The following is a 16,735-nucleotide window of genomic DNA, read 5'->3' on the forward strand; positions in this document are numbered from 1 at the left end:
CGCGGAACCGTCCACCGGCCCGCAGCTCACAGGCCCACCACAGGTCTGCGACAGGGCCGCCACAGCGAGCCTGCCTAGCGTCCCGACCGTCCGGCGCAGACCGCTCGCGGTCGCGGCCCGCACGCCCGCTCGCCCCTCCTCCACGGCGTGCGGCACCGCCCGCGCGGCGGTCTGCGCGGACACCAACGTCCCCGCACGTTCCTCAGGACCCCAGGCAGGAGCCCATGTTCTTCACCTATCTGCGCAGAGAGCTGCGCAACCGACGCAAGCAGACGGTCGTGGTCGCGATCGGGCTCGCGGTCGCGATCGCACTGGTCATCGTCGTCAACGCGGTCTCGACGGGCGTCCGGAACGCCCAGGCGGAGGTGCTCGAGTCGGTCTACGGCGTCGGCACCGACATCACCGTCACCCAGGCCGGCGAGGGCCCCGGCGAGGGCGGCGGCCCCGGCCGGTTCGACTTCGGCGAGGGAGAGGGCGAGGCCGGCGAGGACGGCACGCGCAACCTCGCGCAGGACCGCCTCAGCACCGCCATGGGGTCGGCCTCGTTCGACGCCGCCGCGCTGGAGTCCGTCGCCGGCCTGGACCACGTGTCCGGCGTCGCCGCGACGCTGGACCTGCAGAACATGTCGTTCTCCGGCGAGATGCCGGACTTCGAGGCCATGCAGGAGGGCGGCGGCCCCGTCGACCTGCGCATGGGCGCGGACGGCTCCGGCGAAGGGTCGGCCGGCGGGTCGTCGTTCGAGATCGAGCAGTTCACGGTCACGGGAGTGGACCCGGACGCCGCCGCCGTCGGGCCGCTGACCACCGCCGCCGTGGCCGACGGCCGGACACTGGCGGCGGACGACGAGAACGTCGCCGTCCTGGACGCCACCTACGCCACGCAGCAGGAGCTCGCCGTCGGCGACACGATCACCGTGGGCGGCGAGGACCTGGAGATCGTCGGCACGGTCGCCTCCACGACCGGTGACGACGTCGCCACGGCGTCGGACGTCTACGTGCCGCTCGCCACGGCGCAGAACCTCGCGGACCTGGCCGACCAGGTCACCGACGTCTACGTGCAGGTCGACTCGGCCGAGAACGTGGACGCCGTGGCCGCCGCGATCGAGGGCGAGCTGCCCGACGCCTCCGTGAGCACGCAGTCCGACCTCGCCGAGGGCGTCACGGGCTCCCTGTCGACGGCGTCCGACCTGATCGGCACGCTCGGCACCTGGCTGAGCGTCATCGTGCTCGCGGCGGCCTTCGGCCTCGCGATCCTGTTCACGGTGTCCGGCGTCAACCGGCGTACCCGCGAGCTGGGCACGCTCAAGGCGATCGGCTGGAGCAAGGGCCGCGTGGTGGGCCAGGTCGCGGGCGAGTCCGTGGTGCAGGGCCTGATCGGCGGCGTCGCGGGCCTCGCGATCGGCGCGCTGGCGGTCTGGGCCGTCAACCTCGCGGGCATCACGCTGAGCGGCGGCGCCTCGGGCGGCGGCTTCATGATGGGCGGCCCCGGCGGTGGCGGCGGCGGACCCGCCGGCGCGATGCCGGGCGGTGGCACCCAGGGCGCCGAGGGCGGCGGCTTCGGCGCGGCTCGCGGAGGCGGTCTGGCCGACGCCGCGAGCAGCGCCGTCGACGTCGCCCTCCAGGCGCCGATCAGCCTGTGGATCGTGCTGGCCGCTGTCGGCCTCGCAGTGCTGGGCGGGCTGATCGCCGGTGTGGTCGGCGGTCAGCGCGCCGCACGCCTGCGACCCGTCGAAGCCCTTCGCTCCCTCGCGTGAGCGACAACCAGCAGAGCGTGAACCGAGAGAGGCAGACATGTATCAGATCGACGACCTGACCAAGACGTACCAGCAGGGCAAGCGCGTGGTGCGCGCGCTCAAGGGGGTGTCCCTGACCATCGGCGACGGCGAGCTCGTCGCCGTCCAGGGGCCGACGGGCGGCGGCAAGTCCACGCTGCTGCAGATGCTCGGCGGGCTTGACCGTCCGACGTCGGGCACGGTGAAGCTCGACGGCACCGACCTCGCCGGGATGAGCGACGCGCAGCTCACGGCGGCGCGGGCCGAGACCATCGGGTTCGTGTTCCAGAACTTCAACCTGATCCCGACGCTCACCGCACTGGAGAACGTGGAGACGGCGCTCGTGCCGACCAAGGTGCCGCGCCAGACGCGGACGGCGCGGGCGCTGGCCGCCCTGGAGTCGGTGGGCCTCGGCGACCGGGGCGACCACCTCCCGGGCGAGCTGTCGGGCGGGCAGCAGCAGCGCGTCGCGATCGCGCGGGCGCTGGTGAAGAACCCCAAGGTGCTGCTGGCCGACGAGCCCACCGGAAACCTCGACGAGGAGACCCGCGACGAGATCGTGGACCTCATCGAGGGACTGTGGAAGGAGCAGGGGCTGACGATCGTGCTGGTCACGCACGACTCGGTGGTCGCACAGCGCACACCGCGCCGCCTGCGTATCGCCAAGGGCGCGGTCAAGGACCTGACGGCGGCCTGACGGCGGGGCACGCCGGGCGGGGCGCGCTCGGCAGTTTGCCCCGCAGACTCGGCAGTTTGCCCCGCAGACTCGGCAGTTGGCATCGAGATCGGCACAGGCCTGAGCCGATCTCGATGCCAACTGCCGACCACCCGGGCGTACTGCCGACCGCCCGGCCGTACCGCCGGACACCCGGGTGTACCGCCGGACACCCGGGTGTACCGCCGACCACCCGGGTGTACCGCCGACCACCCGGGCATACCGCCGGACACCCTGGCGGGCGTCGGCGTCTTACCAGTGCGTCCCAGCAGGTCTCGACGGCGTCCGGGCCGGCTGGCTACGCTGCCCTACGTTCGCCGCGGCACCGTCGCCCGGCGCACGCCCCATCGGAGACACGCGCAAAGGAGCGCAGCATGCCTCGTCGAAATCGTTTCACCACCCGAGATCGCTCGGCGGTCAGAAATCGTTTAACACCGGGTCTCGCCGCAGGGCTCGCAGGGCTCGTCGCCGCCGGGTCGCTCGTCGCACCCGCCGCGGCGACGACAGGAGCGGCCACGGCAGCCGCCGACACGGTCGTCACCGCCGTCGACTTCGAGGACGGCACCACCGGCACGTGGACCCCGAGCGGCGGCGCGGGCCTCGACGTCGTTCCGGACCCCGACGGCGCGGGCAGCGTGCTCGCCATCACCCGGGCCGCCGACTACGAGGGCCTCCAGTCCCCCACCGGGATCTTCCGCCCGGGGCTGACCTACACGTTCAGCATGCGCGCCCGTCTCGCGGACCCCGCCTCGCCGGAAGACCCGCCGGCCCCCACCAGCACCGGCGTCCGCTTCGTCGTCAAGCCGGCGTACGACTGGGTGGGGAACGCCACGGTCGGCACCGACTGGACCACGGTGACCGGCACGTACACGGCCGCCGCCGACGCCGACCCGGCCGAGCTGCAGGCCTACCTCGGCAGCGCCGACCAGGACGCCCCCTACACGCTCCTCGTGGACGACATCATGGTGACCACCTCCGACACGGTTCCCCCGGACGACGTCGTGCCCGGCGGCGCGATCAACCCCGTGCCCACCCCGGTGTACGCCGCCGAGGGCAGCGGGGACGCCTCCGCCCTGACCTTCGACGACGGCCCGAACCCCGGCACCACGCCCGCCCTGCTGGACTTCCTCGCGGAGCACGACCTGAAGGCCGTCTTCTGCGTGATCGGGCAGAACATCCAGGCCGAGGGCGGCGCCGCGCTGCTGCGCCGGATCGTCGCCGAGGGTCACGTCCTGTGCAACCACTCGACGTCGTACGCCGACATGGGCTCCTGGACCCAGGAACAGGTGCGCGCCGACCTGGTCGAGAACCTGGGGATCATCCGCGACGCGCTGGGCGACCCGAACCAGAGGGTCCCCTTCTGGCGCGCCCCGAACGGTTCCTGGGGCGTGACGCCCGGTGTCGCCGTCGAGCTGGGCATGCAGCCGCTCGCCGTCCGGAACACGATCGCCGACTGGGAGACCCAGGACGTCCCGACCCTCACCGCCAACCTGCGCACCGCCATGGTCCCCGGCGAGCTGGTCCTCGCGCACGACGGCGGCGGCGACCGGTCGGGCACGCTCGCCGCGGTGCGGACGGTCGTCACCGAACGCCTCGCCGACGGCTGGACGTTCACGTTCCCGGAGGGCACGCCCCCGGCGTCGGGCACCGTGCTGAGCACGGACTTCGAGGACGGCACCCTCGGCGGCTGGGCGCCTCGCACCGGCACGGACGCCTCCGACTTCACGCTCGCGGTCACGGACACCGACGCACACGGCGGTACCTGGGCGGCCGCCCTCACCGACCGTGACGCGACCGGAGACGGCATCGGCCGGGACGTCACGGGCGTGCTGCGCGCGGGCGTCACCTACGACGTCTCCGCCTGGGTGCGCTTCCCCGCGGGGCAGACGCCGGGCGACGTCTGGCTGAGCCTCGCGAGCACGGTCGGGGGCGCGCAGAACTTCTCGACCCTGGCCCAGTTCACGGGCCTGACCGACAGCGGCTGGACCGAGGTGACCGCCACGTTCACCATGCCGGACCACGACGACGCGCTCCTCTACTTCGAGACGGCGTACGACGGCGGCAACACCAGCGACTGGCTGATCGACGACATCGTGGTGTCCGTCCCGGAGCCGTCGCTGATCGAGGACCTGACGGGGCTCCAGGAGACCGTCGACCTCCCGGTGGGCGTCGCGATCGACAGCCGCGAGACCTCGGGCGCGGCGGCGCAGCTGCTGAGGAGGCACTTCGGTCAGGTCACGCCCGAGAACCACATGAAGCCGGAGGCCTGGTACGACGCCGACGGCACACTGCGCCGGCACCCGGAGGCGACGGCTCTCATGGACTTCGCGCAGGAGAACGACCTGCGGGTCTACGGCCACGTGCTGGTGTGGCACAGCCAGACGCCGGACTGGTTCTTCCAGGACGACGCCGGCGAACCGCTGGCAGCGGACGAGGCGGGCCGTGCGGTGCTCCGCGAGCGCCTGCGCGACCACGTGTTCGGCATCGCGGAGAACCTGAGCGACGACTACGGGCTCTTCGGCTCGGCCACGAACCCGCTGGTTGCGTTCGACGTGGTCAACGAGGTGGTCTCGGACGGCGCGGAGCACCCGGACGGCCTGCGCCGTAGCGAGTGGTTCCGGATCCTGGGCGAGGAGTACATCGACCTCGCGTTCGAGTACGCGGACGAGGCGTTCAACGAGACGTACGCCGCCGCACCGTCGGACGCGGTGCGCGACCGTCCGGTGACCCTGTTCATCAACGACTACAACACGGAGCAGGGCGGCAAGCAGGACCGGTACCGCGCGCTGGTGGACCGGCTGCTGGAGCGCGGCGTGCCGGTGGACGGCGTGGGCCACCAGTTCCACGTGTCCCTCGCGATGCCGGTCGGCGCGCTGGAGGGCGCGATCGAGCGGTTCGCGGACCTGCCGGTCACGCAGGCGGTCACGGAGCTGGACGTCACGACGGGGACGCCGGTCACGCAGGCCCGGCTGGTCGACCAGGGCTACTACTACCGCGACGCGTTCGACGTGTTCCGCGCGCACGCCGCGGACCTCTTCAGCGTGACGGCGTGGGGCCTGACCGACGGCCGGTCGTGGCGGGTCGACAGCGGCGCGCCCCTGCTCTTCGACGACCGCTTCCAGGCCAAGCCGGCCTACTTCGGCGCGGCCGGGGCCGAGCTGCCGGCCCGCCTGCGCACGGCGAACGTGTTCGCCGGGGACGTTCCGCTTGACGGTTCGGCCACGGCGTCCCCGGTGTGGGACCGGCTGCCGCGGCACACGTTCGAGGCCCCGGACGGCGGCGCGGCCGCCTTCCAGCTCCGCTGGGCGGCCGACCACCTGACGGCGTTCGTCACGGTGGACGACACCGGGGACGACGCCGGGGACGCCGTGACGCTCGTGCTCGACGACGCCGAATACACCGTGACCCGGGACGGGACGGCGACCGGCCCGGGCGACGGCGCCGACGCGGAGGTGAGCGAGCGGGAGGGCGGGTACGACGTCGTCGTGCACCTGCCCGCGACCCTCGCCGAGGGCGCGACCGCCACGTTCGACGCCCGCGTGACCAGCGGCGGCGAGTCCACCGCGTGGAACTCGCCCGGTGCCGTGGGCACGCTGACGCTGGTCGAGGAGCTGTCGTACCTGGAGGTCACCGCAGCCGCACAGGCCCCGGTGGTCGACGGTGACGTGGACGACGTGTGGGACACGGCAGGTCCGGCGGTGACCACCACCAAGGAGGTCGAGGGCTCGGACGGCGCCGTCGCGACCGTCCGCACACTGTGGCGGGACGGCACGCTGTACGTCCTGGCGGACGTCGCCGACCCCGTGGTCGACGCCTCCGGCTCGGACCCGTGGATCCAGGACTCCGTGGAGATCTACGTGGACGGCGGCAACGCGAAGAACGGCGGCTACCGGGCCGACGACACGCAGATCCGCGTCTCGGCGCGGGGCGTCGTCTCGTTCGGCACCGGCGACGAGGCGGCGCAGCGCGCCCGCGTGTCCAGCGCCGCCACGACGACCGACGACGGCTACCGTGTCGAGGCGTCGGTCGACCTGCTGTCGTACGGCGGCCCGGGCACGTTCCAGGGCCTGGACTTCCAGGTCAACGACGCGGCCGGCGGCGCACGGACCGCCGTCCGCAACTGGGCCGACCCCACGGGCACGGGCTACCAGTCCACCGCGCGCTGGGGCGTGGGCCGGCTCGTCGAACCAGAGGCGCCGACGGTGCCGGCCTGGTCCGCGAGCGCCGTGTACACGGCGGGTGACCAGGTGAGTCACGACGGCGCGGTGTTCACCGCACTGTGGTGGACGCGCGGCCAGACCCCGGGCGCCACGCCGTGGGGGCCGTGGGCCGAGGTGGGCGCCCCGTCGGCGTGTGCCGGGGGCACGTACGCCGCCTGGACGCCGACCGCGGTGTACGACAGCGGCGAGACGGTGGTGCACGACGGCCATCGCTGGACCGCGCAGTGGTACAGCCGCAACCACGAGCCCGCGGCCACGCCGTGGGGCCCGTGGCGGGACCTCGGCGGCTGCTGACTCCTGCCGTTCGTCAGGTCTCCTTCCGCGTGAGCGCTGGTCGCTCCCAAGGAAGGAGACCTGACGAATCGTTACAGACGGTTAACACGACTTTCCAGGCGACCCCACTTGCGTGGCGATATGGTCCAAACCTCCCCGCCAGTTGACCGGGGAGACGAACTGGGGAGGCAATCAGTGAGGCAAGCACGCATCACCACCCTCGCCGCGGCGGCGGCCGTGGTGGCCCTGACCGTGGCCGGGTGTACCCCGAGCGACACCGTCGAAGGCGACGGGCCGGTCACCCTGGAGACCTGGATCAGCCAGGACATGGAGACGCTGTTCCCCGGCGACGCCGGGGCGTACGACAACATCAGCGTCCTCGACGTGGTCTACGACGGTCTGGTCCGGTACGACCCGGAGACCACCGAGCCGTACAACTACGTGGCCGAGTCCATCGAGCCCAACGACGACAACACGGTCTGGACCATCAAGATCAAGCCGGACCTGACGTTCCAGAACGGTGAGCCCGTCGACGCCGATGCGTTCGCCCGCTCCTGGAACTACACGGCCGACGGCGACAACGGTCTGTACTCCAACTACTTCTTCGGCATCATCGAGGGCTACGACGAGATGCAGCCCACGACCGACGACGACGGCAACATCACCGCCGAGGGCGCCGCGGACGAGCTGTCCGGGCTGAAGGTCACCGACGACCTGACCCTCGAGGTCACCCTCGCCTCGCCGTTCGCCGGCTTCGCGACGATGCTCGGCTACACCGGCTTCTTCCCGATCGCGCAGGAGTGCCTGGACGACGTCGAGAAGTGCGCGCTCGAGCCGATCGGCAACGGCCCGTTCCAGGTGACCGACTGGCAGCAGAGCCAGGAGCTCACCGCCGAGAAGTGGGCGGACTACACGCTCGACGAGACGCCCAGCTACGACGCCATCCACTGGACCGAGTACGCCGCGGGTGAGACGGCCGGGTGGGCGGACTTCAAGGCCGGCGACCTCGACCTGTCCTTCCCGCCGACCGCGGAGGTGGAGTCCGCGAAGAACGACCCCGAGCTCTCCGAACGCTATGTCGAGAAGCCCGGCGCCTCGCTCACGTATCTGGGCTTCTCCGGCTACACGGAGGGCCCGTGGAACGACATCGAGTTCCGCAAGGCGATCTCCATGGCGATCGACCGCGAGGGCATCATCTCCTCGCTGGGCAGCGGTCAGGCCACCCCCGCCGACTCCTGGGTGGTTCCCGGCGGGGTGCCCGGCGGCGAGGCCGGCACGTGCGAGTGGTGCGTCTACGACCCCGAGGCGGCCAAGGCGGCGCTGGAGAAGGCCGGCGGCTGGCCCGACGGCGAGAAGCTGCAGATCAGCCTGGGTGACGACGACGCCGAGGTGGAGTACTTCACCGCCATCGGCAACTCCATCGAGGAGGTGCTGGGCATCCCGTACGAGCTCAACATCCTGCCGAGCGACGACTACTTCTCGACCCGGTCGGCCCAGGGCTTCGACGGCATGTTCCGGAACAACTGGTTCCCGGACTACCCGCTCAACGAGAACTACCTCAGCTTCTACGCGTCGGGCGAGCCCGGTGCCGGGCACTGGGGCTGGTACAGCGAGGACTTCGAGGCCAAGCTGGACGAGGCGGCCGCCGCGCCGTCGCTCGACGAGTCCGTCGCGCTCTACCAGGAGGCCGAGGCCATCCTCGCCGAGGAGTTCCCGACCATCCCGTTCCGCTGGAGCTTCAGCGCCACGTACTACAGCGACCGGCTGGAGAACGTGATCCTCAACCCGTTCTCGGGCGCGCCGATCCTCCGCAAGATCGACGTCACGGCGTAACGAACCACCGCGCCGGACCGGAGCGGCCACCGGCCGGGCCTGACGGGACACCGTTTCCGCCAGGTCCGGCCGGCACGGCCGTCCGCCGTCCGCGCATCCCCATACCCCCCGGAAGGACCCCATGGGGCGCTACATCCTTCGCCGTGCCGCCCAGGCGGTCGGCACCCTGCTGCTGGTCATGTTCCTGCTGCACCTGCTCACGACGGTCGCCATCCAGCTCAACGGCAACCCGGCCCAGGCGTTCTTCGGTGACAAGGTCGCCACCCCGGCGCAGGTCGCCGCCGTCGAGCAGCGCTTCAACCTCGACGACCCCTGCTACGACCAGGTGGGCAACCCGTGCCTCGGGCCGTTCGTCGAGCGCCTCGGGCAGTACGCCCAGGGCGACTTCGGCACGAACCTGCGCGGGCGTGAGGTCTCGGAGATCGTCGCCACGGCGGCGCCGAACACCATCCGCCTGTTCTGCGTCGTGCTGGTCACCTGGCTGGCGCTCGGCATGCTGCTGGGCTCGGCCGCGGCCCGCTGGCGCGGCTCGCCCGGCGACCACGGCATCCGGCTCACGTCGGTACTGATCGACGCGTTCCCCGTCTTCGTGCTGCTGATCGTCTACCGGTACGTCGTCGCCGTGCCGCTGAACCGCTGGGCCGAGGACACGTTCGGCGAGAACAGCTGGCCGCCCTACTGGTTCAAGCCGTCCTTCGACCCCGACCACCCGTGGGCCACCGTCGTCGTCCCCGGCATCCTGCTCGGCCTGGCCGGGTCCGCGGCGTTCATCCGCCTGGTCCGGGCGAGCCAGCTCGACTCCTACCAGGGCGACCACGTGCGCACGGCCCGGTCGAAGGGACTGACCGAGGGACGCGTCGTCGTGCACCACGTGGTGCGCAACTCGTCGGTCCCCGTGGTGACCGCCGTCGGCCTGACCTTCGCCGAGGCGCTCGGCGGGGCCGTGATCACCGAGGGCCTGATGAACATCTACGGGATGGGCGGCGTCCTGTGGGAGGCCGTGCGGAACGACGACGTCGGGCTCGTGCTCGGCGTCGTGACCCTGCTGGCCGCGGTGACCGTCGTGGTGATGATCGTCGTCGACATCGCCTATGCCCTGCTCGACCCGAGGATCCGCTATGAGTGATGCCGCGACACCCGCACCGACCGCCCGGCGCACCGCGGGCGCGTCGTCGAGCCCGCTCGCCGACGCCTGGCGTCGGCTCCGCCGCCGGCCGGACACGATCGCCGCCGCCGTCGTGCTCGTGTTCTTCGGGCTGATGGCGGCGTTCCCCACGCTGTTCACGACCACCAGTCCTCGCACGTGCCCGATCCGGGAGGCCCGCACGACGCCGCAGGGCTGGGGCGGCGAGCACCCGCTGGGCACCGACGCGCTCGGGTGCGACGTCCTGGCCACGCTGGTGCACGGCATCCGGCCGTCGCTGCTGCTGGCGATCGTCGTGGTCGGCGTCTCACTGCTGATCGGCATCACCCTGGGTCTGCTCGCCGGGTACTACCTCGGCTGGGTGGACTACCTGGTCTCCCGTGCCGTCGAGGTCTTCCTGGTGATCCCGCTGCTGCTGGCCGCACTCCTGGTGCTGTCCCTGTTCAAGGGCGTCGACCTCGGCACCGGCACGTTCAACGTGATCCTGCTGCCCGCGGTGGTGCTCATCCTGTTCGGCTGGATGCCGTACGCCCGCTACGTGCGGGCCAGCACGCTGGAGGCGAAGAACCTGGACTACGTGACCGCCGCACGCTCGCTCGGCGCGTCGGACCTGCGCATCATGGGCCGGCACGTGCTGCCCAACGCGATCGGCACCGTCACCGCGCTGCTCCCCACCTCCGTGGCCGGGGTGATCAGCGCGGAGGCCGTGCTGTCCTTCCTGGGCATCGGCGTCCGGCCACCGGCGACGAGCTGGGGGATCCAGATCGAGCAGGGCTCGGAGTGGGTGCTCGGCGGTGCCCCGCACATCCTGCTCGCGCCCCTGATCTGCCTGGTCGCGACCGTCCTCGCCCTGGTGGTGCTCGGCGACGCCCTGCGCGACGCCCTCGACCCGAGGCTCGCCGCATGAGCGCGGGGCGCAGCGAGGGCGAGCAGAAGACACAGCCCCTCCTGGAGGTCACCGACCTCGCGGTCGAGTTCCGGACGCCCGACGGCGTGGTGCACGCTGTCGACGGGCTGTCCTACCGCGTGGAGGCGGGCCGGACGCTCGCGATCGTGGGTGAGTCCGGCTCGGGCAAGTCCGTGTCGTCGCTGGCCGTGATGGGCCTGCTGCCCGACACCGCGCGCGTCACACGCGGGTCGGTGCGGTTGGAGGGCACCGACCTGCTCGCCCTGAGCCGCAAGGAGCACCGCGCCCTCTGCGGTGACCGGGTGGCGATGGTGTTCCAGGACGCGCTGGCCGCGCTCAACCCCGTGCACACCGTGGGCTACCAGCTCACCGAGGCGCTGCGGGCCCGCCGCGGGCTGTCCCGCGGCGACGCCCGCAAGCGCGCGATCGAGCTGCTCGACCTGGTCAAGGTGCCGAACGCGAAGGCCCGCGTGACGGAGTACCCGCACCAGTTCTCCGGCGGCATGCGCCAGCGCGTGATGATCGCAACGGCGCTGGCCATGGACCCCGACGTGCTCATCGCGGACGAGCCCACCACGGCCCTCGACGTGACGGTCCAGGCGCAGGTGCTGCGCCTGCTCGCGGAGATCCAGGCCGAGCGGCACATGGGCCTCGTGCTGATCACGCACGACCTGGGCGTCGTGGCCGGCGTCGCCGACGACGTCACGGTCATGTACGCGGGCCGCGCCGTCGAGCAGGCCCCCGTGGTGCCCGTCTACACGGCGCCCGCCCACCCGTACACCCGGGCCCTGCTGCGGTCGATCCCCTCCGCTGCCGGGGCGGGCCGCCTGCCCGTGATCCCGGGCCGGCCACCCAGCCCGGCCGCGATGCCGGCGGGCTGCCCGTTCCACCCGCGGTGCGACGCCGTGCGCGACGTCTGCCGCACCGACGTGCCGCCGCAGGCGACCCCGGCGCCCGGCCGGATGTCGCTGTGCCACTTCGCGTCGGACATCATGGCCGGACGGGAGCCGGCCCCTGCGGCCGGTGTGACGGCATCGGCGCCCGGTGGGTCGGTGCCCGAGCCGAAGGGAGACCCCGATGACTGAGTCACGACCGGCGGGCGCCGGGCTCGTCGACGAGCGGCCTGCGAACGACCGGGCGGTGCTCGAGGTCCGCGACCTCGTCAAGCACTACCCGGTGCGCGCGGGGCTGCTGCGCCGCTCGACGGCGACCGTGAAGGCCGTCGACGGCGTCTCGCTCACCCTGGACCGGGGCCGCACGCTGGGTCTGGTCGGCGAGTCCGGATCAGGCAAGTCGACGCTCGCCCGCGTGCTGGTGGGCGTCGAGACGCCGACCAGCGGGCAGGTGCTGGTGGACGGCGAGGACGTCACCGGACGGTCCCGGGCAGGCCGCAAGCAGCTCCGCCGGGACGTGCAGATGGTGTTCCAGGACCCGTACACGTCCCTGAACCCGCGGATGTCGGTGAGCGAGATCGTGGGCGAGCCGTTCGCCATCCACGGCATCGACCCGGCTGGTGGCCGACGAGCCGCGGTGGGCGAGCTGCTGGAGCTCGTGGGCCTGGACCCCGACCACGCGAACCGGTACCCGCACCAGTTCTCGGGCGGGCAGCGGCAGCGCGTCGGGATCGCCCGCGCGCTCGCCCTGCGGCCCAAGATCCTGGTCTGCGACGAGCCGGTCTCGGCACTCGACGTCTCCGTGCAGGGCCAGGTGATCAACCTGCTGGAGGACCTCCAGGACGAGCTCGGACTGTCGTACCTGTTCGTGGCCCACGACCTCGGCGTGGTGCGGCACATCGCCCACGACGTCGCCGTCATGTACCTGGGCCGCATCGTCGAGCAGGGCCCCGAGGCCGACGTGTACGACGGCGCGCGCCACCCCTACACGCAGGCGCTGCTGTCGGCGGTGCCGGTACCCGACCCGTCGGTGCGGCTGGTCGAGACCCCGATCAGCGAAGGCCCGACCAGCCAAGGCCAGACCAGCGAAAAGCGGCCAGGCATCGGCGGGATCGTGCTGGAGGGCGACCCGCCCTCGCCGGTCGACCCGCCGTCCGGCTGCCCGTTCCACACGCGCTGCTGGCTCGCGCCGACCCTGCCGGAGGCTCGTGGCGACGCCACCGCGTCGTCGGCGGACGGCGTCGGGGCAGACGGCGCGGACGTCGTCGTCCCGCACCCGGGCCTGCGGCTCGTCCCGTCCGCGTGCGAGACGGAGGTGCCCGCCCTGGTCGCCCGGGGTTCCACACCCGACCACGTCACCGCCTGCCACTTCGCGCGCGTGCTCGCCGCCCCGGGGGCCGGCGCATGAGGCGCGTCCTGGTGGTGCTGAACTCGCCCACCAGCTCGATGGGCCGCCTGGAGCACTGGCTCCCCGAGGCCGGGCTCGACCCGGTGCTCACGCCGGGACCGGAGCTCCCCGACTCCCTCGACGGGTTCGGGGGCGTGGTCCTGCTGGGCGGCGGCTTCATGCCGGACGACGATGCCGGCCACCCGTTCCTGGCCCGCGAGCGTGCGCTGACCGAGCACGCGCTGGCCTACGGCGTGCCGCTGCTCGGGCTGTGCCTCGGCGGGCAGCTCCTGGCGCACGTCACGGGCGGCGGCGTCACGGCGCGGTCGGGCGAGACCGAGCGCGGCATGTGCGCGCTCAGGGTGCTGCCCGACGCCGCGGACGACCCGGTCTTCGGCGACCTGCCCGGCGCGCCGGACGGCCCGCTGTGGATGATCGAGAACCACGAGGACTCGGTGACGGCGCTGCCGCCGTCGGCGACGCTGCTGGTGACCAGCGACGTCTGCCGCACCCAGGCGTTCCGCGTGGGCGAGGCGGCCTGGGGCCTGCAGTTCCACCCCGAGGCGCGGCCGGAGCGGATCGCGACCTGGGACGAGGCCGCGCTCTCGGAGCAGGGCATCGACCGGGCCGTGCTGGCCGAGGCAGCGCTGGTGCACGCGGCCGAGAACGAGGCGCAGTCGCGTGCACTGGTACAGGCCTGGGCGAACGTGGTGCACGCCGGCGCGAAGTAGGCCCAGACCGAAGCAGGGCGAGGATCGACGAGAGGACGAGCACGGACATGGTCTCGACAGGGACGCACAGCGACGGGGTGCCGGTGGTGGCCTACCGGGTGGCGCGGGCCTCGGGCGAGGTGCTCGCCGCGCGCCAGGACGACCTGGACTTCTACGCCGCCTCCACCGTGAAGCTCGCGGTGCTGGTGGCGGCCGCGCGCGCACTCGACGCCGGCACGGCGAGCCTCGACGAGACGTGCGTCGCGACCCGGACCTTCACCTCGCAGGTGCCCGGCGCGGGCGAGTACACGATCGAGCCCGACGACGTCGACGAGGGCCTGCCGGCCGACGGCACGCCGATGCCGCTGGGCGACGTCGTCGACCGGATGGTCACGGTGTCGTCCAACGAGGCGACCAACATGGTGGCCGAGCGCGTGGGTATCCCCGCCGTGAACCAGGTGCTGGCCGACGCCGGGGCCACGCGGTCGACCTTCGGCCGCAAGTACTCGGACCTGGCGGCCGAGAAGGCCGGGGCCTCGCACCGCACGACGGCGGCCGACCTGTGCCGGCTGATGTCCGCGCTGGTCACGGGCGAGCTCGCGAGCCCGGAGCGGACCGCCTGGATGTGCGAGCTGCTCGGTCGGCAGACGGACCGGCAGCTCACGGCGGCCGTCCCCGGCCGGGGTGAGCCGGGCGCCGTCCCGTTCGGCTCCAAGTCCGGCTGGGTGGACGGCATCCGGCACGACGTCGCCTTCGTGGGGGAGCCGGGTCCGGACGCCCTGGTGATCGCGGTGTGCACGCGCGGCTACGACGAGCAGGCCGCGGAGGAGACCCTCAAGGCGCTGGGCGCCCTGGCGGTCGCGCTCGCCTGACGGGTTGCTCTCCCCGACAGGTTGCTCTCCCCGACAGGTTGCTCTCCCCGACGGGTTGCTCTCCCTGAGGCGGATCTTCCCCGTCGACCCGTCCGCTCCTTCTCCTTCTCCTTCGAGGCCTAAGTTTCTTCGCTTTTGGCCGCCCCAGAGCGAAGAAACTTAGGCCTCGAAGGGGACAGGTCCCACTGCCCCGGCTGGCCCACGAGGGTTGCCTCCCGCATCTCTTTCCTATTGAATGCGGGTGCAATAGTGGCGAGCCGAAGGGGGCGACGTGCTGACCACCAGCGCCGAGGAGGTCCGCCACGGCGGCCTCGCGCAGGTCGACCGCAAGGAGAACCTGCTCAACCAGGGCTTCTACCTCGTGCGTTCAGGCGTGCTGGCGCCGGGCCTGCGCGTGCACCGCGACGTGGCGGCAGTCTGGCAGCTCGTCACGTGGGGCCCGTCCATCGCCGGCGGCTACCGCGCCAGCACGGTCCGCGCCCCGCACCAGACGGCGTTCGCCGACGAGCAGCGCAGCGTGACCTTCCGCGAGCTCGACGAGCGCGCGAACCGCCTGGCCAACGCCCTGCGGGACCGTGGCGTCGGCCTCGGGTCGCCCGTCGCCGTGCTCTGCCGCAACCACGGCGGCCTGATCGAGGCCATGGTGGCCCTGGCGAAGCTCGGCGCGACCACGCTGCTGCTCAACTCCGGCCTCTCCCCCGCGCAGGTCTCCGCCGTCGCCGCCGAGCAGCAGCCGGTGCTGCTGCTCGCCGACCAGGAGTTCCTGGACCAGGGCCTCGACCTGCCCGCCGGCCTGGGCGTGCACACCACCTGGGCCGACGACGGCGCCCCCGATCTCGCCGCGCTCACCGCGAACGGAGACCCGACACGGGTGCCCATCCCCGGGAGACCCGGCCGCACCGTCGTCATGACCTCGGGCACCACGAGCACCCCGAAGGGCGCGCGCCGGCCGCAGCCGCACGGGCTGAGCGAGGCGGCGTCGCTGCTGTCGGTCATCCCGCTGCGGGCCGGCGACCGGATGATGATCTCCACGCCGATCTTCCACACCTGGGGGCTCGCGGCGCTGCAGCTCGGCATGGCGCTGCATGCCGAGCTGGTGCTGCCCCGGCGCTTCGACCCCGAGACGACCCTTCGCATGATCGCCGAGCACCGGGTAACCGCCCTGATCGCGGTCCCGGTGATGCTGCAGCGCATCCTCGACCTGCCCGCGGAGGTCAAGGCCCGCTACGACACCTCGTCGCTGCGCGTCGTCGCCTACTCCGGATCGGCCATGCCCGCCGACCGGATCACCCAGTTCCTCGACGAGTTCGGCCCGGTGCTGTACGGCCTCTACGGCTCGACGGAGGCCTCCTGGGCCTCCATCTCGACGCCCGAGGACCTCGCGGCGGAGCCGACGACGGCGGGCCGGCCCCCGCTCGGCACCCGCATCGGCATCCTGGACGACGCCGGCCGGCCGGTGCCCCGCGGCGCCGTCGGCCAGATCTGCGTGGGGAACGGCATGCTGTTCGAGGGATACACGAACGGCACGGGCAAGCCGATGTTCGGCGACCTGATGGCCACGGGCGACCGCGGTCGGCTCGACGACGAGGGCCGCCTCTACGTGCTGGGTCGCGCCGACGACATGATCGTCTCGGGCGGCGAGAACGTGTTCCCGCGCCCGGTGGAGGACGCGATCACGGCCCAGCCGGAGGTCGCGGACGTCGCGGTGTTCGGCGTGCCCGACGAGCGGTTCGGCCACCGGTTCGCCGCGTACGTGGTGCTGCGCGAGGGCGCGACGCTCACCGCGGAGGCCCTGCTGGACCGGCTCCGGGCGGAGCTCCCGCGCTTCTCGCTCCCCCGCGACATCCACTTCCTGGACGAGCTCCCTCGCAACCCGACGGGCAAGGTCGTCCGCCGGGACCTCTCCTGACCTCCGGACAGTCCGACCGACCCGCCCCCTTCGAGGCCTAAGTTTCTTCGCTTTGCGCCGGCGCAAAGCGAAGAAACTTAGGCCTCGAAGGGGATCAGGT

General features: G+C 72.6%; 11 protein-coding genes. All 11 read left to right on the plus strand.

The window, feature by feature from the left end:
* Positions 1–224 precede the first annotated feature (224 nt).
* The gene (locus tag ACH47X_RS12750; protein WP_397404776.1) at positions 225–1,754 is read left to right on the plus strand and encodes an ABC transporter permease; all 1,530 of its coding nucleotides are present in this window, start codon (positions 225–227) and stop codon (positions 1,752–1,754) included.
* 37 nt (positions 1,755–1,791) lie between these two features.
* Positions 1,792–2,469, plus strand: a complete 678-nt coding sequence (locus tag ACH47X_RS12755) for an ABC transporter ATP-binding protein (protein ID WP_397404778.1) — start codon at positions 1,792–1,794, stop codon at positions 2,467–2,469.
* Between the two features lie 392 nt (positions 2,470–2,861).
* Positions 2,862–7,001 carry an endo-1,4-beta-xylanase gene (locus tag ACH47X_RS12760; protein ID WP_397404780.1) on the plus strand — a complete coding sequence of 1,380 codons (4,140 nt, stop codon included), beginning with the start codon at positions 2,862–2,864 and terminating at the stop codon, positions 6,999–7,001.
* A 174-nt stretch (positions 7,002–7,175) separates the two neighbouring features.
* Entirely contained in the window at positions 7,176–8,813 is a 1,638-nt protein-coding gene (locus ACH47X_RS12765) for a peptide ABC transporter substrate-binding protein (protein ID WP_397404782.1), read from the plus strand.
* A gap of 121 nt (positions 8,814–8,934) precedes the next feature.
* A complete protein-coding gene (locus ACH47X_RS12770) occupies positions 8,935–9,939 on the plus strand; it encodes an ABC transporter permease (protein WP_036971610.1) in 1,005 nt (334 codons plus the stop codon).
* On the plus strand, positions 9,932–10,864 hold the full coding sequence (locus ACH47X_RS12775; protein WP_397404784.1) for an ABC transporter permease: 933 nt from the start codon (positions 9,932–9,934) through the stop codon (positions 10,862–10,864). Before ACH47X_RS12770 ends, ACH47X_RS12775 begins: the two co-directional genes overlap by 8 nt.
* Positions 10,861–11,949 (plus strand): ABC transporter ATP-binding protein, encoded by a 1,089-nt coding sequence (locus ACH47X_RS12780; protein ID WP_397404786.1) that lies wholly within the window; start codon positions 10,861–10,863, stop codon positions 11,947–11,949. The genes ACH47X_RS12775 and ACH47X_RS12780 overlap by 4 nt, the downstream gene beginning before the upstream one ends.
* Positions 11,942–13,165: an ABC transporter ATP-binding protein gene (locus tag ACH47X_RS12785; RefSeq protein WP_397404788.1), complete on the plus strand. Its 1,224-nt coding sequence runs from the start codon at positions 11,942–11,944 to the stop codon at positions 13,163–13,165. Before ACH47X_RS12780 ends, ACH47X_RS12785 begins: the two co-directional genes overlap by 8 nt.
* On the plus strand, positions 13,162–13,875 hold the full coding sequence (locus tag ACH47X_RS12790; RefSeq protein WP_397404790.1) for a type 1 glutamine amidotransferase: 714 nt from the start codon (positions 13,162–13,164) through the stop codon (positions 13,873–13,875). The genes ACH47X_RS12785 and ACH47X_RS12790 overlap by 4 nt, the downstream gene beginning before the upstream one ends.
* A gap of 47 nt (positions 13,876–13,922) precedes the next feature.
* On the plus strand, positions 13,923–14,726 hold the full coding sequence (locus ACH47X_RS12795; RefSeq protein WP_397404792.1) for a serine hydrolase: 804 nt from the start codon (positions 13,923–13,925) through the stop codon (positions 14,724–14,726).
* A gap of 271 nt (positions 14,727–14,997) precedes the next feature.
* Positions 14,998–16,635, plus strand: a complete 1,638-nt coding sequence (locus ACH47X_RS12800) for an AMP-binding protein (protein ID WP_397404794.1) — start codon at positions 14,998–15,000, stop codon at positions 16,633–16,635.
* Positions 16,636–16,735: the final 100 nt, after the last annotated feature.

The organism is Promicromonospora kroppenstedtii, from assembly GCF_044389675.1.
In the GTDB taxonomy this organism is placed as follows: Bacteria; Actinomycetota; Actinomycetes; order Actinomycetales; family Cellulomonadaceae; genus Promicromonospora; species Promicromonospora kroppenstedtii.

Coding starts and splice junctions, on each gene's coding strand:
- ACH47X_RS12785 (WP_397404788.1), top strand. CDS start 11,942: ATGACTGAGTCACGACCGGCGGGCGCCGGGCTCGTCGACGAGCGGCCT.
- ACH47X_RS12795 (WP_397404792.1), top strand. CDS start 13,923: ATGGTCTCGACAGGGACGCACAGCGACGGGGTGCCGGTGGTGGCCTAC.
- ACH47X_RS12775 (WP_397404784.1), top strand. CDS start 9,932: ATGAGTGATGCCGCGACACCCGCACCGACCGCCCGGCGCACCGCGGGC.
- ACH47X_RS12790 (WP_397404790.1), top strand. CDS start 13,162: ATGAGGCGCGTCCTGGTGGTGCTGAACTCGCCCACCAGCTCGATGGGC.
- ACH47X_RS12755 (WP_397404778.1), top strand. CDS start 1,792: ATGTATCAGATCGACGACCTGACCAAGACGTACCAGCAGGGCAAGCGC.
- ACH47X_RS12750 (WP_397404776.1), top strand. CDS start 225: ATGTTCTTCACCTATCTGCGCAGAGAGCTGCGCAACCGACGCAAGCAG.
- ACH47X_RS12770 (WP_036971610.1), top strand. CDS start 8,935: ATGGGGCGCTACATCCTTCGCCGTGCCGCCCAGGCGGTCGGCACCCTG.
- ACH47X_RS12760 (WP_397404780.1), top strand. CDS start 2,862: ATGCCTCGTCGAAATCGTTTCACCACCCGAGATCGCTCGGCGGTCAGA.
- ACH47X_RS12780 (WP_397404786.1), top strand. CDS start 10,861: ATGAGCGCGGGGCGCAGCGAGGGCGAGCAGAAGACACAGCCCCTCCTG.